Source organism: Deinococcus yavapaiensis KR-236 (assembly GCF_003217515.1).
GTDB classification, from domain to species: Bacteria; Deinococcota; Deinococci; order Deinococcales; family Deinococcaceae; genus Deinococcus_A; species Deinococcus_A yavapaiensis.
In genome coordinates, this window is record NZ_QJSX01000022.1 from 15,300 (window position 1) to 36,871 (window position 21,572).

Below are 21,572 nucleotides of genomic sequence, written 5' to 3' on the forward strand. Positions count from 1 at the left end.
AACGTCAAGCAACGTCGAACACGATCAGCGCTCCCGCCCTCCAGGAGGTCCTAGCTCCCAACGCGCTCATAAGCCAATAAACATCTCCGGCGGCAACCGGGGACTGCACGCTCGGTAGAGCGACCTACGCAACGGTCATCCTACCGAGACAACCTCTTGTTCCTCAAGGAGGCTCACATGACCGTCTCTTCACTGAGCGACGGACATCCCGTCGTGTCGCACCTCCCTCCATCCGACGAAGCGCGCTTGCAGCAAGCGCAACGCGACCTGCTCACCAAACGCCAAGCGGACCTCGAATTCCGCCGCGTTCTCCGCGAAAGCGAGCAACGCCCCCTCCCCTTCCCCAGCGTGCTCTCCCGACCCCCCGTCAAGCTACCCACGCCGATCGCGTCGCCTCGACCCGCGAAGGTCATTCCGACGCGCCGCGTGCCGCACGCCCAACCGGAAGTCGACGTCCTCGACCGCACGCAGCGCGCCCTCACACTCGCCGAAGCGCACTTCGCGCGCCTGCGCCCCGGCGTGCACGACCGCGCCCGCACCGTGTACGCCGCCCTCGTCGAAGCCGCGTACACCCTCGTCGCGCTGCGCGGCCACAGCGAACACGTCACCAGCTACGTGTACTTCACCGTCCTCGACGCCTTGCCGGTCGCCACGAACCTCAGCGCCGCCACGTGCGAACGCGCCCTCAGCGACCTGCGCGACGTCGGCCTGGTACACACCCGCCGCTGGTACACCAGCGCGCGCTTCCCCACCGCCGATGGTACGTTCGAGCCGCAACGCTGCTGCGGAGGCGTCTTCGTGTGCGTCCTCCTCCGCGCCCGCGTGGGCGCGCGCGCCCACCTCCGCCCCGAGGACCTCACCGCCGCGCCCCGCGATCTCGACGCGGACCGAAAACGCGGCCGCACCGCCTGGCAACTTCGAAAGGAAGTCGCCGAAAAGCGCGTGAGGGAATCATCTTCCTATCCAGATAGGAAGGTTGGAATTAAAGGCCTTTTGCAGTGGACGTTAGAAAATCCCACTTCAACTCCCTCCGTTGGAGTTGATTCCCTCACCGCCGCCAACGACCCGGCCGACGTCGTCTGGAACCTCTCCGCGGTGCTGTCCACCACTCCGCAAGCGCGCGGCGACGCCATCGAAGCGGCCGCCACCGCCCTCGCCCGCCTCTACCGCGATCCCGGCAGCATCAAACACTACTGCCGCCTCCTGCACCGCGCCGTCACCGCCGAATTCCAAGGCATCCCCGCCTTGTCACGCCTGCAATTCACACTACAACGCGTCCTCATCCACATGCGCGAAACGCCACCCCGCCGACCCGGCGCCATCATCATCCGCGAACTCAAACTGAGCGGCTGGTGGAACGAGGTCTACCGCGCCGCCTAACCCCCTCGGCCACACACCACCCCCTTGCCCCAAGCCTCAGCCGACGCGAACGCGAAGGAGAACGGCTAGGGCGCCCGTCCTTCTTGCCGGTACACGCAACTCGAGGCGCCCCTCAAGCGTGAAAAATAGACGGTGTGTGGCCGAGGTCGTCGTTGGTGGTTGGTCGATGGGATCGCTCGAAGGGCTTGGGGACGCGCTAGGTGGTGGGGATGGAAGTCGTGAGGGCGCGTCGATCCATGGACGAGGGACGCGTGAACGTTCACGTGATCTTGCATGCTTCGAGCGACAGTGGCCGGGGCGGGACGTGCGTGACTCGACTCTCGAGCGGTGAGGGAGTGGGGTGAGGGGGTGGGGTCAAGGGGGTTAGTATCGCTGCGAGGTTCTCCCCAGGAAAAGGAGTGGGTCTCCCCCAAGCCCGCCCGAAGCAGCACCAGGGTGCTCTGCGCTCAGACCCGCGTCTAGACGGTGTTTACCAGAATGAGCAGGGGGGAGCAAGGGGGGGGTGTAGGGTGCTTTTGATGTCCTGCCTGGTTCTTGTTCGTGAAAATCTTCGTTGGGGGTCACTCGTTCCCCGTTACGTGACGTTACTTTCGGGTGTGCGCCGACGATGAGAACCCTGAGCTCTTCGTTTCTTCCCCAACTGTTCCTTGGAACGCATGTGAATCGAACGCGCCGTTGTTTCCGTCCTATCCGTCCTCAAGATCCGCCATGGACGGTGGGAGGTGTGGGTTGTGTTCTAACGGTGTGGCGCTGCCAGATCCAGCGCGTTCGATTTAACTTCGGGCAACGTCTGGTTGCCAATAAGGTGCGACGTCGGTGATGCGCCCTCGTTTGATCGACATCCGTGATAGGGAGGCCTCGTCATGGCGTTTGAGGCAAATCACGGGGGGAGGGGCGTCTGGTCGAATGCGATGACACAGGGAGTCGCTGGAGCTTAGTCATCGTGCTGACACGGCGAAAGCCCTATTGCTTCGTTGATGCGAGGGCCAGTAGGGTCGGCATGGCGATGTCCCGCCGAGAGGTTGAGGCTTTGAACTTCCAGGCGTGCACGTAAGAGCGGTTCCTTCTCCGCGGGAGTCCTCAGGCGCCCATGCCGTAATTGACTTTCGTCAGCATGCGCGCAGGATGTCGAGGTCCGCGCCCAGCTTCCGCACCACCATCGCGCCGGGTCTCTTCAAGTCGCGCCACTCGTCTTGCCTTGCCGCGACCACGAGGAGGCGCAGCACGCACTGCACGCGACTCAACATCCGCAGACCCTGGAATTCGGCCTTCACGGCCTTCTCCAGCACGAGGATGTAGAACCCGCGGCTGTGCTGGTCGCGCAACGCGACGCTGAGGACGCTCGCCATCGATCCGATCAACTGCACGCGCTTGGCGGGTGGCGTGTAGAGCAGCTGGGGCAAGGCGTCCACGACCTCGCTTGCCGACATGGAACGGTCAGGAACAAGAACGGCGGGTTGTACAATATTTTTTCCCAACGCCCAACCTGCAAGATCCTGAATTTTCACTCGACTTACCGAGTGTTTCTCTGACTGTTTCAAAAAGGCGAAGGCGGTGCGGCCCACTTCACGGTCAGCGTCCAGGTCACGGTAAGCGTACCTAAGTTCCTCCGCGAGTAGCTTCACCCTGAGGTTCGAACGCGTTGCGACTTTGAACAGCGTTCCGGTGTTGCGTGTCACGCCCCTTGACGTGCCTTTGTGTTGGCATTTGTCGATCACGCCGAGCGTCTTCAGCTTTCCGAGGTAGCGCCACAGGGTCGTGCGGCCGATCCTGAGGTGTGCGGCCAGGAGTTCCTGCACGCCGTGGAAGCAGACGGTGTCGGGGCGGACGCGGTACGCACGGCCTTCGACGACGCGAAGGGCGATCTCGAGGAGTGCTTCGAACACCTCGCGCACTTTGGGTGGTACCTTCATGCCCGCTAGAATGGCTTCGCATTCGCTTTGAGCAGCGTGCGGCGGGGTTTCGGAGCAAGTTGAAGAGGATTCTGTGGGCGTTGAGGCTGGTGAAGGTGCGACGCCCGTGGAGGTGGGTACGCGGATGGCCTCACCTTCACGGCGGAGCGAGAGCATGCTGGCAAGCCACGCGGCCTTCTTGGCCGCGAAGGAATGGCTGGATTGTGGGGTTTGCACGGCTTGACCTTTCCGCCGAGGTGTGCAACCCTGATTTTGCGATCTCGGGGGTTTGCATACCTCGGACTTTCACGCCTCAGCTTGCCGGCCGAGGCGTGATTGCGTTTGGGACTAGCCTACACCTGTTGCCCTCAAAGGTCAACACAAAAATGCGCTCTAGGAGAGCGTTTTTGTGTTTTGAGCATACACCCCCCTCCCCTCTTTGTCACCCTAGAAGCACTATTCCGAAGCTTGTTGGCAGATTCGCAAGTTGTGTTAACGCCGTGGTCAGCGACAACAATCTTTACAGGCGTTGCTCACGGCGCTTCTCGGGTTTAGCGTTGGCGTGCACGCTGCTGAGCGGTAGGACCCGGTTGAGCGACCCGTCCAGGTGATGTGACGGGTTGTGGCACGTTGTCGGGGTAGGGTGCCGTGGTGCTGAGCGGTCAGAAACTCCCCGGCAACTGATTCCCCGTCTCCGTCCTCGGGGACGAGAGGTGGCTCGACCATCGCTTCACCCTCAGCGATCACGACATTGAAGAGCTCCTGTTGGAGCGAGGCATTGTCGTCACCCGTGAATCCATCCGCCACTGGTGCATCAAGTTTGGCGATCTATTCGCCCAGGAACTCCGCCACCGGGAACCACGACGTGGTTCCCGGTGGCACCTCGATGGCACCTCGATGAAATGTCCGTGGACCTAGGCGGTATTAAGTAGTGGCTGTGGCGCGGTGTCAACGAACATAGAGCCGTGCTGGACGTCTTCCTTCTTCCTCCAGCACCACCGCGACACTAAGCCCGCCAGAGCGTTCTTTCAACGACTTCTGGGAGCTTACGAAGTGCCGGAGGTCCTGCATTCCGACAAACTCGGGAGTGATCGTGCGGCATTTTGGGAAGTTCCCGTGGTCCATGGTGTCTAGCACGTCCAGGTCGTGTCGATCACTTGCTGCACCAAACTGATTGGGCATTCTCATCGCCCGACACGACGTCAGCAACGTCGACAGCGAGAATTCCGGTCGCGATACCGAGCACACGGTTTTCTCCCCCTCCATGCTCGGATCGCGAGTTTTCTCCACCCAGCTCGCTCCACCATTTCCGCACGCCAACGTCATCATCAACTGGCCGCCTTCAAGACGTGGCATGAAACGCTGCGGCAGGCGAGCTGAACTTCAGCTCGCCTGCCTTCCCATCTTCCTCTGCGCCTTCGAAGGCAACACCTTAACACAACCCTGGCCGTGACGTAGCGAGGCGGCGTGCAATCGCGCGGCCTCAAGCCTTCGATGTTCTTGAAAAGGTGCTCTGATAACGTCTACTACCGACGATCTATAGGTGAGCGAGTCAGGCCGAGTTGTGGTCGTCGGTCGGCTGCCCGAGCAGGCGTTCGAGTTCGGCGACGAGGGTCGTGACACGACGTCGATCCTTGAGGCTCAAGGAGTCGAGCAGACGCTTGTTCTGCAGGGCTTTGGCCACTCGGGACGTGGCGTCGATCGGTTTACCTTTCCGGAAAGTTAGAAGGTACTCTCGCAGCTCGGCCTTCGTGGCACCGCCCAGCGCCATGCGCAGCAGCTCCTCGCGGCGCTCCTCTGGCGAGGCGGCCACGACGCCGGCCACGCTATACCCTAAGCCGTCGTGACGCATCGCCGTGAGGACGTCCTCCGGCCACCGCAGCACCCGCAGCTTGTTCTTCACGAATGACGTCCACGTCCCCCGCCCAAGGCGCGCAAACAAGTCCTCCAACTGTGCCACGGCCTCCAGATCCTCCGTCGGTCGGTTCGCGAGCAGATACAGACGGCTGGGCGCGTCATCGACCGGCACTGCCAGCACGCGCGCAGCGAGCGCGACAGTAATGTCCACCTCGTCGATGACGTTGAGGTCCGCGCGCTGCAAGTTCTCCACTGCCGCCGCATCCCGCGCGTCCTCATCGCTCAAGACACGAACCACCACGGGCACGCGCTCAAGACCCGCAAGCTGCGCGGCACGCCACCGCCGTTCACCCGCGACGATCTCGAAAGCATCCCCGACGGGCCGAACGAGCAACGGCTGCAGCACGCCGTTCGCGCGCACGCTCGCCGCCAAGTCCCGCAGCGCTCCCTCGTCGAAGTGCCGCCGCGGCTGCACACGGCTCGGCGTCAACGCCGCCACGTCAAGCTCGCGCGGCAGCTCGCTCGACGCCACCGGCGTGATGTTCGCGATCAACGCGCCGAGCGCGCCTCTGCGGGCGTCACCCTTGGGCTTCGGCACGCGGCACCTCCCCCAGCGCTTCCAACAACTCACGCGCCACGGAGCGCACCTCCGCCACCGCCGGCGACTTCGGGTCGTACACCGCGATTGGCATGCCGTGCAACTGCGAGTTCGGGTAGAGGCTCGGCCGCTCCGTCAACGGTGTGCTCACAGGCGCGATCTTAGCGGCACGCAGCGCCTCTACGCTGTCACGACTGAGCACCGTAGTGTTCACGCGCGTTGGCACCATGAGCGCAATGCGCAGGTCAGGGACGGCCACTTGACGGAACGTCGCCACGAGGCGCGTCACGCCCGCCAAGCCCTCCAAGCCCTTATTGCCCGCCGGAACGGGCACGACGAGGTCGTCCGCTGCGAGCACGGCGAGCGTCGACAGCTGACCGAGGCTCGGCGGCGGGTCGATCAACACGAAGTCGTACCGATCCGCAAGCTTCCGCACGGCCGCTCGCAGCCTCATCTGCCCCATCACCTGGCCGGGCAAAAGCGGCTCGACCTCAGCAAGGTCCAGGCACGACCGCACGACGTCCATGCCGTGCGCCTGCACAGGCGCCGGCAGTGACAGCTGATCCGCCGGGCCGAGTACGGCCGCGTACAACGTCTCCAGCTTCGCTTCCGGCCCATCCGGCACGTTTAGGCCCAACCAACGCGTCAAATTGCTTTGTGGATCCGCGTCGATGAGCAACACTCGATACCCGCTGGCGCTCATCGTGTACCCAATGTTGAGCGCGGTCGTCGTTTTCGCGGCGCCACCCGCGTGATTCATAAAAGTGAGGGTGCGCATGAATGACACGAGTTTACCTGGTCCTGACGCTCGCGCTCCAAGCGCACCGGACAAAATGCGCTGAGGCAGCAGCCTCGCTGTGCAGCGATAAGGAGAGCCGCAATGAATCGAGCTGAACAGCCACGCAACCGGACATCACCAACGCGAAGGCAATGTTTTGGAACTTCCCTCTCCTGACGAGTGAGGCCGTCGCGTTGCGGCTCGAGCGCACGCAATGTGAGATGTATCGTACTGCTTGCACCGCCTTCGCGGCGCCTTTGCTCTCTAGATTGATTTGGTTTCGGCGGACACCGCCTCTCGAGCGTACTCAATTGTCGAAGTTCGCGTCCGTTCGCCGCCAGACCTCGTGAGGAACCCAGCCGCTCGAACGACCTGCCGTGTCCGACGAGTGAGCTCGATCCTCACGGCCCTCAATTGGAGGTGCCGCCGTGGACACCTTAGAGCGTCTAACAAAGCCTTAGATTAAGACGCGGTTTCACAACCGCACCAGCCTGCGGAAGCAGATCAGCGCCAACGCCAGGAGATGAAACGCCTCGAACTGCGACGCGTACCGCGCGTACCGAATTCGTAGACGCCGAAACCCGTTCAACCACGACAGCGTGCGCTCAACCACCCAGCGATGCCGTCCCAACCGCTCACTCGATTCCACGCCACGCCGAGCGAGCCGGGCCGTGATGCCCCGTGTACGACACGCTCCACGACAGCGACCAAGGTTGTACGCCTTGTCGCCATGCACCTTCTCCGGTCTTCGTCTCGGCCGACCTGGGCGACCGTCTCGAATGCCGGGGATGGCGTCCAGCACCGCTTCGAAGCACGCGCTGTCGTGACGGTTTGCTCCGGACAGCACCACGCCCAGCGGTACGCCTTGCCCGTCGACCACCAAGTGCCTCTTGGTGCCCAGTCGTCCTCGATCCGTGGGGTTCGGTCCAGTCACGTCTCCTCGGCTTAAGGCTCGAACGCTCGCGGAATCCACCGACGCCCGTGACCAGTCGATCGCGCTTCTGGATGCCAGCCCCTCCAAGACACGCCCCCACATCCGCGGCCACACGCCTTGTGTCTGCCAGTCACGCAGCCGTCGCCAGCACGTCACGCCGCTGGGAAAGCCCAACGAGCAGGGCAAGGCCGCCCACCGAATACCTTCACGCAGCACGTAGATGATGCCCGCCAATGTCGCTCGAGGATCAGCGAAAGGTCGTCCACCACGAGGATGAACAGGCATGGGAAGCAAGGGCTGCACAATCGCCCAAAGCGCATCGGGGACAAGCACGTCAACCACGCGCCGACGCGACGGGCCCACCATTAGAGTGAGGACGTGCACGCCATCTACCGCAACGTCGTGTTTGACAACGTCTCCCGTCCCGCCTCACCCCAGGACATCGCCCACCTGGAGGCTGCGCTCGGAGCGCGCCTGCCGCGCGATGTCGTTGACTTCCTGTTGGCGGTTGGCGGCGGTGATTGCGCCTTCTCGACGAACGTCACCCTCGTGGACGGCAGCACCCGCAGGATCGCCTTGAGGGAGTGGCATGGGGTGGAAGGGCCGACGACGTTCGAGGACGCGCTCGACTTCACATGCAAGACGTTCGGAGTTCCGCGTGAGGTGCTGCCGATCGCGAACTCGAATTGGCATGATTTCGTCTTTTTGGATTTGACCGAGCAGGGCGATGGTCGCGTGGTGGCGTTCGTGATGGGCCATCCGGCCTGGACGGGCTGGAACACGGAGTCGGAGTTCGTGATGGTGGCGAACAGTTTGACGGACCTGCTCGATCAGTTGTCCTTGGACGATGAAACCGTGGAAATGCTGCAAGAGGAACTGGGGAACGGCGACGAAGAGGACCAGCGGATCGAGCGCATCTTGGACGTCGGACGGCCAGAGTGGCGTACGGCTTGATCACATCGGGTTATGAAACCGCGTCTTATTCCCAAGTCGTGCACAACCTCGAGGGCACTTTGATTGCGCTCCTTGGCGACCCGCGCGGCCTCCTGTTTGAACTCCTTGCTGTACCGTTTGCGCTGTCCCACACGCCCCCTCGCTTTGATTCTCGTGGCGTTGCCTCAGGTACGCAAAACCAAGTCATCCACAACGCGCACCATGATCGACGCATGGTCGCGTGGTGATCGCGAAAAGGAAAGCGGGCCGTCCATGAAGGCGCGGCCCGCTTTCTGAAGAGTCCGACTCAGCCGGGAATGAGGCTGAAGTTCTTCTCGATCTCGATTTCGCCGCCCACCGGTCCGAGCATCACGCCCGACGCCGTGGACTGCTTCACGCCAAAGTCCTTGAACGAGCCGTCCGCGCCGACCTTGATGTAGACGCCCGCCTTCGCGCCCGCCGTGGCGCCCGCGCTCGCCTCGATCTTCCCACCGAGCGTGAGCGTCACTTCTCCTTCGAAGGCGTACTCGAGTTCCGTGAAGGCCCCGCCCTCGAAGATCAGGATGTCCCCGCCAAGCGTGAACTCGACCGCGATCTTCTCGCAGTTGCCGCTGAGCTCGGCGATCTTGAAATCCACCTTGAGCTTGTACGCCCCGGTGACCGGGCACTTGAACGCCTCGGGCGCCTCCTCCTGAGGTTGCACGGCTTGCTCGCGTGAAGGGTCACACACCATGCCGCCCTGCACGTGCGACTCGTACTGTCCCCACAAGCCGCCGGGGGACATGGCAACGGCGAGCAACCCGTCGATCAAGAGCTCGGATTGTTGGCGTGCGTGAAGCTGAGCGAGTTCGAAGTCGAGCGGATCGCCGATATTGCTCGCGAGGCCCGTGGCAACCCGGTTCACTGGATCGAGAAGCTCGCCGTACGCGCCGTCGAGCCGCAGCATCGCCGTGCGCCAACGGCGATGCGCCTCCGCGAAGACCGGGCAGCGGCGGGCGTCGTGCTCGCGCTTCACGGCCTCGTGGCAAAGCGAGGTCGTGCACGCCGCGTGCGCCCTCGCTTCGGAGCCGGCGATTTCCAACATCGCGATGTTCCAATGCCCGCTCGGCGTGCGCGGATTATAGACCACCGTCTTCTGGGTGTGATTCTTCGTGGGATCGAACTGCGAGCCGCCGAAATTCACGGCGCCCTCGTCACGCGACAGTTCCTCGTCCACGAGCGCGAAGCGCCGCTTCAAAGCCGGCTCGAGCGGCAAGGCCGAGAGGCGAAACAAGATGTCGTGAACGCGCTCGTCGGCGAGGGCCTGGCCAGGCGAAGGAGGCTGGCCGATGCGCGCCATCGTCTGAGCGACCTTTTGCTGCCCCAACGCGATGATCCGCTCTTGCCGAGCGTTCATCCGGAAGCGGTAGTACGCCCTGAGCGCCTCGATTTGGTCGAAGAAGGCGGGGCCGTCCTGCACGTTCTTCGGGTACTTCAGCGAGGGCAGCTTCCAGCCGCGTCCACGCGAGAGGTCGTACACCTCCTGGGCGGGCAGGAACGCGAGGGCTGGTTCGACGCCGCTCGGCGCTTGAGGCGTCGAAGCGGACGGCGGCGAGGTCGGTGTTCCGGGAGCGGGCGGCGCAGGTGGAGTCGACGCCACGAGCTTGGGAACCGGAGCTCGGCGGCTTCCGGCAGCGAAGAAAGTCATCGCCTCCTGCCTCTTGTTCTGCGCGCGTAAGGCGAGGGCGAGGTTGCGCTTGGCTTCCGAGAGGGTAGGATCAAGCTTCACGGCTTCTCGCAGCACGCTCTCGGCCTCCGCGAACTTGCCGAGGGTGAGGAGCGCGTGACCTCGGGCGTTGAGCACGACGGCGCGGGCGACGAAGGTGCTCTCGACGCTTCCGAGTTTTCCCGCCTCGTCGAGAAAGGCGAGCGCTTCGTATGGCATTCCGAGCAAGCTCAAGAGGCCGGCGGCGTTCACAAGGTGGTTCGGATTCTTCGCGTCCCTCGTGTGCGCTGCGAGCAGGGCGGCGAGGGCGATTGCAGGACGGTCCTTCAGCACGGCGGTCGCGACGACGCCTTGTAGGTGTGCGGTCGTCTTCCCCTGAAACAACTTCGCGAGGGCGTCGATGTCCTTTTGCGATGCGTTCAGGTATGCGATTTGGCGAGCGTTGTTGAGGGCCTCAGCGAAGGCGATGGGCTTCACCGAGCCCTTCACGGGGCTCGGCGAGCCGGGCAAGTTGCCCTTCGCGGTGGCTTTGAGTTTGCTCAGCTCGGCTTGCGTCGTTTTGTAGTTCGGGTCGGTGGGCTTCATCGTGGCGAGCGCGCGCTCGTACGCGACAATCACGGAAAACTCGGCCTTGATGTCCGGGCGGTTCGGGAAGCGGTTCGCGAAGGCGTACTCGAGCTGGCTCTCTGTGAGCGTGGCGGTCGCGGCGGGCGACGCGTCGCTCCAGCCGACCCAGCGCTCGTTCGTCTGCGCCAAGGCGGTCGAAGCGAGCAAGACCGCGAGTAAGGCGGCGTTCCTCAGTCTGTTCATGGCTCCTCCCATTCGTGAAAGGAAGGTAGGCGACGGGGCGTGATCAATCCATGGTTACCGAATGTCGCCGTGCCCTACTTCATCAAGGGTGAGTGAAGAAACCTTCCCTCCTGAACTTCCTGCTGAGCGTGTGAAGACGACGCCGAAGGGCGTCGTGTACGCTGGGCTGAGCTTCACTCTCCGCGAGTCTGCCGAGCGGCCCACGGGCGCGTTGTACTTCACGACGATTACCGCGATGGGGTACGCCTACACTCACACGATCACCTTCGCCATATGGCCGCCGAGTTTCGAGGACGTGACGAATGCGGGCACGGCCCTCCTCGAGTACGTGAAGGCAAGCGAGGCGCGAACTGCCCAGATGTACCCGATGCATCCTCCCTCGCTCGTCGTGTCTATCGCGGTGGAAGTCGCTGGGCTGGAAGTGGCAAGGACACGCACCGCTGAGGGGCCGCGTGAGCGACGGTGTGCCGAACGTCCTTTCGCTCAGCGTGATTGCCCACGTGCTCTGCATGAGTTACAAGACGCCGAGGGGACAAGCTGACCGTGGGCACGTCGCATGCGTGCAATTCACGCTCTGCGGGAAACGCTGGGTGAGGCGCGAGGAAGTCGAACGTCTCGCACGGGTGCTGAGCGTCACCCCTGATTACCCCCTCGCCTTATGACTTCGTCGTGACTTCGAAGAGCTGCCCTAAGGTAGAGCCCCCCTCACCATGCTGCGAGTCCAGCATCCTGCTCGGCGTCAGGCAGGACGACAGCCACTCGGGAGCCGTCCTTGCAACGCCGCCGCTGAGAACCAGAAGGCGCACGTCGTGCGCAGCAGGTTCAGGAAGTCTGCCGTCTTCGTCGGCTTCACGAGAACGGCCGAGGCGTACTCATGGTACGACCGCCAAATCGTGTCCTCCTGCGCGTGGTTGGTTAGAACGAGGACGGGGATGTACCGCGTCCAACTGCTCGCTTTCAAGGCGGTCAGGACGTTGAGGCCGTTGAGGTCGGGCAGGGCGAGGTCGAGGAGAATCAAGTCAGGGTGTTCTCGCTGGGCACGTTCGAGTCCTCGCACGCCTCGACGCGTCACAGTCAGGGTGAGGTCGGGGCGGACGGCCAGGAGTCCTTCGCGAATGAGTTCGATGTCTAAGGTCTCATCCTCGATGAGCAGCACGTGAGGCGGTACCATAAACTAGTCTAGACTCTCTTCATAAAAGCCGAGGAGATCAAGACGTGGGAGTCGGTGTTGCTGCGGCAGCAACGCGAGAAGCTCGCCATGTTGCAGTCTTGTACGTGCCATGTAGAAGCGGCGTACGAACGCGGTGACGAACGGCACAGCCTTCGTGCCTATCTCCGCTTGAGTGTGGTCGTCAATCACGTACGGATTTCCGTCCGCACTGAACTGGCGGATGGCAGAATATCGAGCTTGAACTCTTTGCTGTGTATTCTTCCAGGCATGAGGAGGACCTTTCTGCCAGCGTACCCGCTGGTCGGGAAGTTCCCCCTTTGTCCCCTGGCCTAAAAACAAGGGAGCACAGCCCAGCCACGCCAGGATGCACACTACCTTGCTCAATGAGAGTCGCTCGGGCATACGGGCCAACGTTTACAAGTCCGCGAGTTCGTCGGCGAGGTCGTCAGCGGGAACTTCCACATAAGCGCGGGTGGTGTTGACGCTCGCATGTCCAAGGTGATGCGCGACGCGCGCGAAGTCTCGCGTGCGGCGGTACAGCAGCGTTCCGTTGAACTTTCGAAAGGCGTGAAAGCCTTCCCAGCGCAACCCTTCGAGTTCTATGAGGCGCCGCAAGTGGTACGCGGCGCCCGAACGGTAGCGAAACGTGAACAGCCGCCCGTCTTCACCGCGCCCCTCGTGGGCGCGCAACGCGTCGACGAGCGTGCCGGACAAGCCGACGATTCTGGTTTTGCCGCCTTTGCCACGCACGGTGACACGGCGTGCAGCGACATCGACGTCCGTCCACTTGAGTTGCAGGGCTTCGTCGATGCGCAAGCCCGCGTGTGCGGTGAGGAGGATCAGGACGCGCAGGTCGCTGCGGTCCGCGCGTTCGGCGGCGGCGAGGGCGCGGTGCACAGTCGTTTCACGGTACGGCGGGCGTTTCATGATGGCGCTGGTGCGTTCACGGGGTTGCTTGACGTCCTCGAAGGGATGCTCGGTCGTCGCTTCGGCCCAGCGCAGGGCGGCGTAGAGGGCGTTCGCGGCGGCGACGCGCGAACGCACGGTCGCCGGTGACTTCGCACGTTCGGTGTCGCTGCCGACGGTGAGGCTCGCCACCCAGTACGCGGCGTCGTTGCGCCGGGGTCGCAGGAGGTTCCACGCGCGGAACTCGGCGTGCCGCAGGAACTGCCGGACGCCGGTGCGGTAAGCGCGCAGGGTGTGTGGGCTGATGGTGATGCCTACGGTGGTCATGGTGGACAGGTAGGCCTGCGTCAAGCTCCACAACGCCATGACGTCTTTATCTCTCGCGGCTTCCATGGCGCGACGGCGTCGCTCGTCGTCCGTCAGGGAAATCCAAGTGCTGGCTTCGTCGAGGAGGTGCCGCCGGGGTCGGTCGAGGGTGTACGACGGTCGGCCTTGGGTCTCCTCGGGGGGGGTCATGTTTTGGATGATAACAGTGATTATCGAACAGAAAAAGAAATTCTTAGTGGGGGAGGGTTGTGGCAAGTTGTTGGCTTCAAGGGAGTAGGGGGGTTGCAGGAAGGCAGGTGGCCTAAAGTTCAGGCCGCCTGCCACACGGCTTCCTGCCACGTCTTAAAGGCGGCTTGTTGATGATGACGACGGTCGTAAGCGGGAACGGTGGAGCGGGCTGGGTGATGGAGGTTGCTGACGCGGGCATGCAGGTCGAGGAAGCCCTGAGCGCGTTTTCGTGACCTGAATCCTCGCTGTTGTCGTTCCTGCTGGCGTGTCGGTCGATGGGACTGTTCGATCAAATTATTGCAACGGGCTGTGGAGACAACTTGGACGTGCTCCACGGTGTGGAGCACAGGATGTTCCCGGAGCGCTGCACCATAACTCCAGAGCTTGTCCGTATGGATGATGTCGGGAACCTTGTAGTCACCGAGCAGGCGAGCGAAGAACGAGCGGGCGGCCTCAGTATCCCGGTGTTGCTGGAGGAAGACGTCCAGCACAGCTCCACGTTCATCGACGGCTCGCCACAGCCAGTGTTTGACCCCGCCGACTTCCACGTGCATTTCGTCGAGATGCCACCGAGAACCTCGTCGGGGTTCTCGGTGGCGCAGTTCCTGAGCAAAGAGGTCGCTGAACTTGATGCACCACGTCCGGATGGATTCACGGGTGACACAAATTCCTCGCTCCAACAGCAGTTCTTCGACATCCCGATAGCTGAGCGTGAAGCGGTGGTACAACCACACGGCATAGATGATCACCGCGAGAGGAAAACGATAGCCGGGAAGCTTCTGACCGCTTAGCACGGCGTCACCCTACCCGAACAACTTGCCACAACCCCTTCCAATTTAAGACGACTTATTTTCGCGGAGTCAATGGTCCACGCGGAGCGGAGGATTCAACGCGTGTCCACGTGCCTTGCCAAATATCGACGCGTCCTCCACAAAAGCCGCTCAGCCACGTCAACTTCAGTTGATTTCCTTGCCGCGCCCACTTGAACGCCCCTTCCGGGCCACCCTCCTGGCAAATGACGCCTTGGATGTCCTTCGCGCCATACGCGGACACGCCGAGGTCAGCCAAGCCCATTTGTATGGGCGCGAACACTCGGATCACATCGCCCTGCACGTTGATCTGCTCGACAACACCACCCTTCATTGGATCGATGATCCATGCGCCCACTTCATCGAAGATGATGTCCCATTCACCCTCGAAGTTCACATTTTCTCGGGTGCGTCGCCAGCGTCCAGCAAGGGCGGGAGGAGGCGCAGGCGCTTTGCTGACGGTAGCTGTGACGGTATTGGAGGCGGTCCTTCCGTCGTTGGCTGTCACAGTCGCCGTGAATTTGTGCGGACCAGGGCTGAGAAAGGTGGTGATCAAGTACCCGGCGTCGAATCCGTACGAGTATGGGCTTTTCTTCTCGCTCCAACGTGTTACACCGTCGATGGCGTACGTGACAGAAGCAACTTGCTCCGGATCGATGTTGGTGGTGACAGTCCACTTGGTTCTCAGGGGAAGCGTGGTTTGCCCTTCCAGGGAAGACATCACTTTGATGCCCGTAGTTGCCGGTGCGGGCTTGACCGCTTGCATGGGCATGGATGTCACTGTGGATGGGCCTGCGCCGCCAGCGAGAGCCGTGAATGCGCCGACGGCGAGCGTTACGGTGAGCGCTTTGAGGGGGACAAGGTGAATGGTGAAGTCTTGGGAAGCGTGTGAACGGCGTGCAGGAGCCTGTTTCATACGGACCTCCTCCGGGACGGTCTCACTATTCGCTCGCTCTACCCTAAATGACCGTGCTGGGGTGGAGGCCGTTGTATCCCGGTTGTCAATCGACTTGTTGAGCGTACCCTTAAGCTTCACTCACTCGTCCGCCTTTTTGTAAAGGTCGGCTTAAAAATAACTCACGAGCGGGAGGACAAGCGAGTCCACTGCGACATCGTGCACACCGTACGGGTAAGCGCCCATGAGTAGAAATTTTTAGAAGTCTGCGGATCGAGTTGACCCACCGTGCATACGACGCTATCTTTTCCTTATCAGCGCCTCGAAAGGGCGCTTTTCTCATGCTTCGAGCGGCTCGGCGTTCAACTTCCCCCGCCAGCGTGACCCGCGTGCTCACCGTCACACCTTTGTCTCGTCGATCCACACCGCCCGGCTTTAACTTCCACGTTCACGAGGACGCCTTCGACCTCTGACGTGCGTTCAGGTATGGCCCTGTAAGACATTCATCCACTCCAAGGCCTTGCCGAGCAACTTGCTGAGGTCAGCATCCGGGCCTGTGAGTGCGATGACTTTACCTGGCTCCTGACCATAAGGCTTCACAAGGTAGACATCGAACTTGAGTGTGCTCAGCCAACGTAACTTTTCGAGTTGTTCGCTCGTCAATTCCTCGCTAGACAGCAACTCGATCATAGGAAGTATTCTGCGCTCGAATAAGCTCTGAAATATCGGGTAAGTCTTTCCACTCATGCCGATCACGCGCGCCTCGTCGTCCGAAACAGACAACTCTGACACCTAAAAAAAGAGCGGTGCGGCTCGCTTGTCGAGGTTGACACCTGAAAAAAAGAGGCGTCATTACCTGACGCGCCCGCATGCCAAGTGATCGGTTGACAATTAGGTCGTGTGCTCATGGTGGTTGAGGCGTAATTGCCTTCCAAATGTCAAGGGCTTCGCGAGCGCACCGTTGGTGCTCGATCTGAAAGGACCGCCATGACCACGTCGAAGAAGGCGGGACGTTCACTCCTCGGGGTCTGGCGGTCCTGGTGTCCATTCCAACAAGTCCCCGGGTTGACAGTCCAGCACTGCGCAAATTGCTTCGAGTGTGCTGAAACGTACGGCCCTCGCCTTGCCGGTTTTGAGGATGCTGAGGTTCGCGAGGGTGATGTCGACCCGCTCGGACAGTTCCGAGAGGGTCATGCGCCGCTCGTTCAGCACACGATCGAGGTGAACGCGGATCGGCATCAGATCGTCAGTTCTTGCTCACGCCGCAACTGCCGCTCTTGTTCGCGCACGTCATGGGCGCGCTTGAACACAGTGGCAAGGATCGTCAGCCCTGCCGCGACGAGGAGGGGCGTGAAGTCCACACCCAGCAATTGATTCAAGAGGCTCCACGGGTCGATGTTGAAGCGCACGTCCTCAGAGATGAACGTCACGCCTTCGACGCCTCGAACCGCTTCGTACAAAGGCACCCACAGGGGGCCGTTCTGGCGTTCTTGCTGGGAGGTTGTCCACCACATCACGCTTTTGGTGATCAGCAGCACGCCTTGCCACGCGAGCGCCAAGCGGGCTGCGGCTTGCAAGTCCGCGCGGTTGGCTTCGGCGAAAGGGTCGTCGAGCAGGCGGTGCACGAAGCGCAGCGCGCGGCGGTACACGAGGAAGAGGACACCAAGGGTCGCCGCACCCAACAGTACGAAGGTGGTGTACATCCAAGGAGTGGCCGTGTAATTCACGCGAACTTCCGAGATGCGGAAGGTTTGCTGCTGCACGCCAAGACTCATGTCGATGGGTACGCCCCAAGACAAGTGGATGGGTTCACTGTCGTTTAGGAGGCTGCGACCGGCAAAGATGAGGCTGGCGATCAAGGAGAGGCTGATGATGATCAGGCCGAGGGTCAAGAAGAGCTTGAGGACGGTGCGGGCCGCTTCGGTGGACAGCATGGACGACTCCTTATCGAATATCAATATTACTGATATTCGATAAAGACGCAAGTATGACGGCACAATTTCGCTCGATAGTCCCATTACAGTGCCCGGGAATGAAGAAAGCGGCCATTCCTGACCGCTGATCCCTTCGACATCGCGTCGTATGCGTCATGCGTCAATGGTAGTCATGACCCTCTGGGCGTGCTCGCCCAGCGTGCCTTCCACGGCGTCCTCAGCAACCTTCTAAGCGTCTTGAAAGGCGTGCATCAAACGAACTTCTTCCGTGGTGGCTTTGAACCGTTCGACGACCGCTTCTTCTGACCCGCCAAGCACGCCAACCGTCACAGGTTCTTTGAAGCGATCATCGTCTCCTCGTGTGGCGCGGCTCCAGCCATACAACGGTGACGGCTACGCCGAATGCCGCACGGCGTCCTCCGCCATCATGCGCTCCTGTTCGGGTCGCGCCATCGGGCACAATGACCCTTCCGAAAGGAGCTGTCTTCATGGAATGGACCGTCTCGAAGCAGCGCATCGAACTGCGCCCCCACCCGAACGCTGACGCCCTCGACCTCGCCAAGGTCGGCACGTCCCAACTCGTCGTCAAAAAAGGCACGTATCAAGACGGGGACGTCGTGCTGTTCATCGCTGAGAAGTCCGTCCTGCCCGAAGGTCCCGTGCGTGACGCGTTCGCAGCGTACCTCGTCGGCCCGAATCGCGACCGTGTGACGCACATGCGCCTGCGCGGCGAATTCTCGTGCGGCGTCACGTGGCCCTTGTCGGACCTCGCGCGCCTCGGCGAGGAAGTCGAGCGTGCCGTGTCGAACGCGGACGTCGGCGAGAACGTCGCCACCGCGCTCGGCATCACGAAGTACGAACCGCCCATCCCCCTCGCCCTCGCCGGACAACTCGAACGCCTCGCTGACACCACCTTCTTCGGTCAGCATGACGTGCTGCACCTCGGCGCGTACCTCACGGAACTCGACGGGCAGGACGTGATCGTGACGGAGAAGTTGCATGGCTCGCAAGTCAACGTGTACGTCACGCCCCAGCGCGAAAGCGTCACGTCGAAAGGCATCGGCGCGCGTGGCCTCGGGCTTCGCGAGGAAGCGCACAACGCGTACTGGCGCGCCGTTCGCTCGACGCGTTTGCCGGACCTCGCCCGCGCGGCCTTTCCAAGCCGGGACGTGCAACTCTTCGGCGAGGTGATCCCCGTGCAGAAGGGATTCTCGTACGGCTTCACGCAGCCGACCGTGCGCCTGTTCGAAGTGCGCGTGGACGGCCGCACCGTGGACCGAGGCGACGTCACGGACGACCTGCGCGCCTTGTGGGTGCCCGTGCTGTTCAAAGGGCCGCTCGACTTCGCGCTCGTGCAAACCCTCGCGAAAGGCACGGAGACGGTGTCCGGGAAGGGACTGCACATCAAGGAAGGCGTCGTCGTGCGTCCGAAGGATCCCGAGCGGCGCGCGCAGGACGGCGCGCGGCTGCACCTGAAGGTCATCAATCCGAAGTACCAGGACACCGGCGACGAACTCAGCTGAAGCTGACGTGGTGTCTCCCCGAAGCGCGCGGCAACGTCCGCGCGCTTCACGTCGTACACGCGCTGCTCCGCCACCAATGGCGTGCATGACGATGACGTTGAGGTGCACCACGCCCTCACAACGCTCCCCGCGCCCGCCCTGATCCCCCGAAGATCTCGAAGCGCTTCTAACAGCCGTACATCAACTGCCCAACGTCGCCGTGCACGACCCTACCTCCTCCCAGGCGCCCGCATCGACAAATTGACCTGAAGCCGTCCACGTATCCTGCGCGAACTCACCAGACGGCAGCAGCGCCCATCCGCGCAAGTGAAGCGTTCCCGACATTTGCGTATCCGTCGCGTTGTACTGCCTGATTCGACAGTCGAACAGCGCAGTTGCCGCTTCACCTCGCCCTGGCCCCCGAACTATCGGCCACGCCCACACGAAACGGATCATGCTTCGCGCAGGGTCGAATCCCACCATGGGCTGCCGCACCGCCCTTCGTTCGAAACTCGCATTCACAAGTGCCTGGTAATCCTGATGTCCAATGGTGCTGTACGGTGCTCCGCCACTCTGAACCAACGGGTTCAAGTTAACGCCCAGCTTGACCACTTGGCTTTGATACATCCCTTCAACCAACCAAGTTTGACCTTGTCGAAGTGGGATGGTGTTCAACGGCGATTGAAGAGAAGCGGTCGCTGAAGGCGCGCAACTGGACAAGACGACCCCACCAAGAAGGAGAAGGGAAAGACACAGGCGTTTCACCGCCTCAATCTAGCGTTCGTCTTCGTTGATGCCGATGCAAATGCGCTCGGTTGGCTCCTGTTGCACTGAAACGCCACCCCTGCCCGTACGGGCGAGCGTGTCAGCATAACCGCGCCTGCCGACCATCCCATCGCGCGCCTCGCGACACGCGCCACGAGCGATCGCGGTGCGCGCACACGCACCCTCGACATCACCGCGAAACTCGTTCGTGGTGACCTCTGGGCGGACGGGAACGGCTGGACGGGTCCCCTCCCCACCGACACCACCGCGGAAGCGGCACGCGTCGTCGAGCAAATCAAACGCACTCTCGTCGGACGCAACCTCCTCGACGAAGGGCTCGCACGCCACGCGAGCAGCGTCATCGGCCGCGAGCCCGCCTGGAGTCTCACCGTCACGCGTGAACTGCAGGAAGGCCAGGAGCCCACCCCTGACGAGCAAGCACGCATCCGTGAGGCGACCGCCGCGCTCACGGCGTGGATGGATGACCGTGACACCTGGCAGGAAGTGCACACCACCATGCGCTCGAACGTGACCTACACGTTGACAAATGCGCAGGCAGCACGACAACGCGCTGATAGAGTAGCGGCGATCTCATGCGCATCCTCCTCACTGTCATCCTCCTCGCCGTCGCAACGTCCGCATCCGCCGCGCTCCCAGGCTGCCTCCAACCACGTGACCAAGACATCTTGCAAGACGCGAAAGCCATCGCGTCCGTCCAAGACTCCTCAATCGACTACAGAGGCGTCGATGGTCCCGTCACCACCACCCTCTACGCCAACGGCAACGTGACACGCTTCTCCTGGCGGTACTCCAGCACTGACGCTGACCACGAGTTCGACACGTACACATACAACACCCAAGGGCAACTGATCTCCATCGAAACGCGTTCAGACAAGAAGCACCACGTCAGGACGTACACGTTCGACGCGCAAGGTCGCATGACGAGCGAGAAGCTCGAAGTGTTCAAGAGCGACTTCCTTGTTCCCGAACTTGGCGTGATCGAGCATCTCGTCTGCACCTACCCCCAAGAAAACGTGGTGCAGGAGGACGATTTGCTGGGACCAGACGCGGTCCGAGCTGTTGGTGAGTTCGACACGCGAGGGCAACTCATTCGCTACACGACTTACAGGGCCACGCGCGGGCAACCCCTGAAGTTGGAAAGCGTTCAAACGTTCGAGTATAAGAACGGCCTCCGCAGCCAGTACAAGAAGACAACGTACAACGACGATGGTTCCGTGTACTCCACGTCCGTCGGCTTGTACAACGAAAAGGGCTGGCCGGTCAGCGTTGAAACCAAAGACGGTTTCAGCGCCAAGTCTTCCTTATTCACGCTTGAGTACACGAAAGTGGACGCTCACGGGAACTGGATGACCAGGATTGGCAAGCTGAACGGGAAAGACCCAGACATGTACTCCCGCGTGATCACGTACAACAAGTAATTCTTCAGTAGCTTCCAAGCCGCCAACACAAGGGCGGCTTTTTTCGTGTGCGCACCCCTCCCCGGCGCCTTGACGCTCGTTGCATGACGCAAAGCGTTCCCCGACAGCCACGCGCAAGGCGCGCATCACCCTCTCGACGCCGTGTCCCTCTTCGCGGGACTCGGTGGTCTCGACGGCGTGTTCTTCGACGATACGACCCCGAGCGTCACGCCATCCACGTCGCCTGTCACCCCTCTGTCCGTCACCCCCGGCCACGGCCATGACACCCGTGGATCTCGCTAGCCTCCTCGAGCGTCACGGCTCGCTCGAGAACGTCGCGCGGGCACTCCTCGCGGACAACCATCGCATCCGTGAGCAATGCCAGTACCCTCCTCAAGTTCGCGTCGGAGGATGCACAGGAAGGCAGTGATGCGCTCGCGCAGCAAAGCAAGAGCCTGCCACGCCCGACGGACGAGCAGACGCTGTGCGCTCTGGAAGCGGAAAGCGAAATCATGGTCGCGCAACGCGTTCTTCGCAGCGCCTTGGTGTTCCCACGCCTTGAGGAGCTCATGGATCGGTACGGCGCGCGCATCGACGATTGCGACGCGGACCTTGGTCTTGGACCGGATTACGACGTGCTGATGACGGCCATCAACGCCTTGAATCCGCTGATGGTCTCGCGAAACGGTACGGGCGGCGCCCGAGTGACGTGCTTGACGTGACGGGCACG

Annotated in this window: 18 protein-coding genes and 2 pseudogenes; 7 read left to right on the plus strand and 13 right to left on the minus strand. The window is 62.1% G+C overall.

The annotated features are described in order from the left end of the window. The first annotated feature begins 177 nt into the window (after window positions 1-177). On the plus strand, window positions 178-1,380 hold the full coding sequence (locus DES52_RS20085; protein WP_110888619.1) for a hypothetical protein: 1,203 nt from the start codon (window positions 178-180) through the stop codon (window positions 1,378-1,380). A 1,109-nt stretch (window positions 1,381-2,489) separates the two neighbouring features. On the opposite strand, the gene DES52_RS20090 is transcribed toward DES52_RS20085, so the two are convergent. After that, window positions 2,490-3,449, minus strand: a complete 960-nt coding sequence (locus DES52_RS20090) for a hypothetical protein (protein WP_170131188.1) — start codon at window positions 3,447-3,449, stop codon at window positions 2,490-2,492. A gap of 507 nt (window positions 3,450-3,956) precedes the next feature. Between DES52_RS20090 and DES52_RS20095 the strand changes: the two are divergent. Beyond that, window positions 3,957-4,652: pseudogene (locus DES52_RS20095) on the plus strand (DDE-type integrase/transposase/recombinase); the annotation flags it as partial. Window positions 4,653-4,824: 172 nt separating this feature from the next. Here the strand turns inward: DES52_RS20095 and DES52_RS20100 are convergent. The 3 genes from DES52_RS20100 to DES52_RS20110 form a co-directional block, all read right to left on the minus strand. Beyond that, a complete protein-coding gene (locus tag DES52_RS20100; RefSeq protein ID WP_170131189.1) occupies window positions 4,825-5,727 on the minus strand; it encodes a ParB/RepB/Spo0J family partition protein in 903 nt (300 codons plus the stop codon). Beyond that, entirely contained in the window at window positions 5,708-6,505 is a 798-nt protein-coding gene (locus DES52_RS20105) for a ParA family protein (RefSeq protein ID WP_110888622.1), read from the minus strand. Before DES52_RS20105 ends, DES52_RS20100 begins: the two co-directional genes overlap by 20 nt. A gap of 475 nt (window positions 6,506-6,980) precedes the next feature. Then, window positions 6,981-7,805, minus strand: coding sequence for an IS5 family transposase (locus DES52_RS20110; protein ID WP_245901191.1), 825 nt, complete (start codon window positions 7,803-7,805; stop codon window positions 6,981-6,983). Window positions 7,806-7,817: 12 nt separating this feature from the next. Between DES52_RS20110 and DES52_RS20115 the strand changes: the two genes are divergently transcribed. Further along, complete coding sequence (locus DES52_RS20115; protein WP_110888623.1) at window positions 7,818-8,393, plus strand: SMI1/KNR4 family protein; 576 nt, start codon at window positions 7,818-7,820, stop codon at window positions 8,391-8,393. 26 nt (window positions 8,394-8,419) lie between these two features. Here the strand turns inward: DES52_RS20115 and DES52_RS23820 are convergent. Next, window positions 8,420-8,524, minus strand: a pseudogene (locus DES52_RS23820) (transposase); the annotation flags it as partial. Window positions 8,525-8,679: 155 nt separating this feature from the next. After that, window positions 8,680-10,887, minus strand: a complete 2,208-nt coding sequence (locus DES52_RS20120) for a tetratricopeptide repeat protein (RefSeq protein WP_170131190.1) — start codon at window positions 10,885-10,887, stop codon at window positions 8,680-8,682. 130 nt (window positions 10,888-11,017) lie between these two features. On the opposite strand from DES52_RS20120, the gene DES52_RS20125 reads away from it, so the two are divergent. Then, a complete protein-coding gene (locus DES52_RS20125; RefSeq protein ID WP_110888625.1) occupies window positions 11,018-11,428 on the plus strand; it encodes a hypothetical protein in 411 nt (136 codons plus the stop codon). 198 nt (window positions 11,429-11,626) lie between these two features. On the opposite strand, the gene DES52_RS20130 is transcribed toward DES52_RS20125, so the two are convergent. From DES52_RS20130 to DES52_RS20170, 7 genes are all read right to left on the minus strand, one after another. Then, complete coding sequence (locus DES52_RS20130) at window positions 11,627-12,058, minus strand: response regulator (RefSeq protein WP_110888626.1); 432 nt, start codon at window positions 12,056-12,058, stop codon at window positions 11,627-11,629. Window positions 12,059-12,472: 414 nt separating this feature from the next. Continuing rightward, window positions 12,473-13,480 carry a tyrosine-type recombinase/integrase gene (locus DES52_RS20140; RefSeq protein ID WP_245901183.1) on the minus strand — a complete coding sequence of 336 codons (1,008 nt, stop codon included), beginning with the start codon at window positions 13,478-13,480 and terminating at the stop codon, window positions 12,473-12,475. A 119-nt stretch (window positions 13,481-13,599) separates the two neighbouring features. Beyond that, window positions 13,600-14,313 (minus strand): IS6 family transposase, encoded by a 714-nt coding sequence (locus DES52_RS20145; RefSeq protein ID WP_110888628.1) that lies wholly within the window; start codon window positions 14,311-14,313, stop codon window positions 13,600-13,602. A gap of 52 nt (window positions 14,314-14,365) precedes the next feature. Next, window positions 14,366-15,244, minus strand: a complete 879-nt coding sequence (locus DES52_RS22680; protein WP_146237401.1) for a hypothetical protein — start codon at window positions 15,242-15,244, stop codon at window positions 14,366-14,368. A gap of 459 nt (window positions 15,245-15,703) precedes the next feature. Beyond that, window positions 15,704-15,913 carry a hypothetical protein gene (locus DES52_RS20160; protein WP_146237402.1) on the minus strand — a complete coding sequence of 70 codons (210 nt, stop codon included), beginning with the start codon at window positions 15,911-15,913 and terminating at the stop codon, window positions 15,704-15,706. A gap of 324 nt (window positions 15,914-16,237) precedes the next feature. Beyond that, window positions 16,238-16,462, minus strand: coding sequence for a helix-turn-helix domain-containing protein (locus DES52_RS20165; RefSeq protein ID WP_110888632.1), 225 nt, complete (start codon window positions 16,460-16,462; stop codon window positions 16,238-16,240). Further along, window positions 16,462-17,157: a DUF2975 domain-containing protein gene (locus DES52_RS20170; RefSeq protein ID WP_170131191.1), complete on the minus strand. Its 696-nt coding sequence runs from the start codon at window positions 17,155-17,157 to the stop codon at window positions 16,462-16,464. Before DES52_RS20170 ends, DES52_RS20165 begins: the two co-directional genes overlap by 1 nt. Before the next feature lie 488 nt (window positions 17,158-17,645). Here DES52_RS20170 and DES52_RS20175 point away from each other — a divergent pair, with 488 nt between their 5' ends. The 3 genes from DES52_RS20175 (at window position 17,646) to DES52_RS20195 (ending at window position 21,564) form a co-directional block, all read left to right on the plus strand. Further along, complete coding sequence (locus tag DES52_RS20175; RefSeq protein WP_110888634.1) at window positions 17,646-18,680, plus strand: RNA ligase (ATP); 1,035 nt, start codon at window positions 17,646-17,648, stop codon at window positions 18,678-18,680. Between the two features lie 1,337 nt (window positions 18,681-20,017). Beyond that, the gene (locus tag DES52_RS20190) at window positions 20,018-20,863 is read left to right on the plus strand and encodes a hypothetical protein (protein WP_110888637.1); all 846 of its coding nucleotides are present in this window, start codon (window positions 20,018-20,020) and stop codon (window positions 20,861-20,863) included. A 350-nt stretch (window positions 20,864-21,213) separates the two neighbouring features. Next, the gene (locus DES52_RS20195; RefSeq protein WP_110888638.1) at window positions 21,214-21,564 is read left to right on the plus strand and encodes a hypothetical protein; all 351 of its coding nucleotides are present in this window, start codon (window positions 21,214-21,216) and stop codon (window positions 21,562-21,564) included. Window positions 21,565-21,572 lie beyond the last annotated feature (8 nt).

Bases quoted from the DNA above. Each gene is read 5' to 3' on its own strand.
- DES52_RS22680 (WP_146237401.1), bottom strand. From the start codon at position 15,244: ATGAAACAGGCTCCTGCACGCCGTTCACACGCTTCCCAAGACTTCACC.
- DES52_RS20165 (WP_110888632.1), bottom strand. From the start codon at position 16,462: ATGCCGATCCGCGTTCACCTCGATCGTGTGCTGAACGAGCGGCGCATG.
- DES52_RS20160 (WP_146237402.1), bottom strand. From the start codon at position 15,913: ATGATCGAGTTGCTGTCTAGCGAGGAATTGACGAGCGAACAACTCGAA.
- DES52_RS20110 (WP_245901191.1), bottom strand. From the start codon at position 7,805: ATGGTGGGCCCGTCGCGTCGGCGCGTGGTTGACGTGCTTGTCCCCGAT.
- DES52_RS20085 (WP_110888619.1), top strand. From the start codon at position 178: ATGACCGTCTCTTCACTGAGCGACGGACATCCCGTCGTGTCGCACCTC.
- DES52_RS20140 (WP_245901183.1), bottom strand. From the start codon at position 13,480: ATGACCCCCCCCGAGGAGACCCAAGGCCGACCGTCGTACACCCTCGAC.
- DES52_RS20130 (WP_110888626.1), bottom strand. From the start codon at position 12,058: ATGGTACCGCCTCACGTGCTGCTCATCGAGGATGAGACCTTAGACATC.
- DES52_RS20175 (WP_110888634.1), top strand. From the start codon at position 17,646: ATGGAATGGACCGTCTCGAAGCAGCGCATCGAACTGCGCCCCCACCCG.
- DES52_RS20120 (WP_170131190.1), bottom strand. From the start codon at position 10,887: ATGAACAGACTGAGGAACGCCGCCTTACTCGCGGTCTTGCTCGCTTCG.
- DES52_RS20090 (WP_170131188.1), bottom strand. From the start codon at position 3,449: ATGCTCTCGCTCCGCCGTGAAGGTGAGGCCATCCGCGTACCCACCTCC.
- DES52_RS20190 (WP_110888637.1), top strand. From the start codon at position 20,018: ATGCGCATCCTCCTCACTGTCATCCTCCTCGCCGTCGCAACGTCCGCA.
- DES52_RS20105 (WP_110888622.1), bottom strand. From the start codon at position 6,505: ATGCGCACCCTCACTTTTATGAATCACGCGGGTGGCGCCGCGAAAACG.
- DES52_RS20170 (WP_170131191.1), bottom strand. From the start codon at position 17,157: ATGCTGTCCACCGAAGCGGCCCGCACCGTCCTCAAGCTCTTCTTGACC.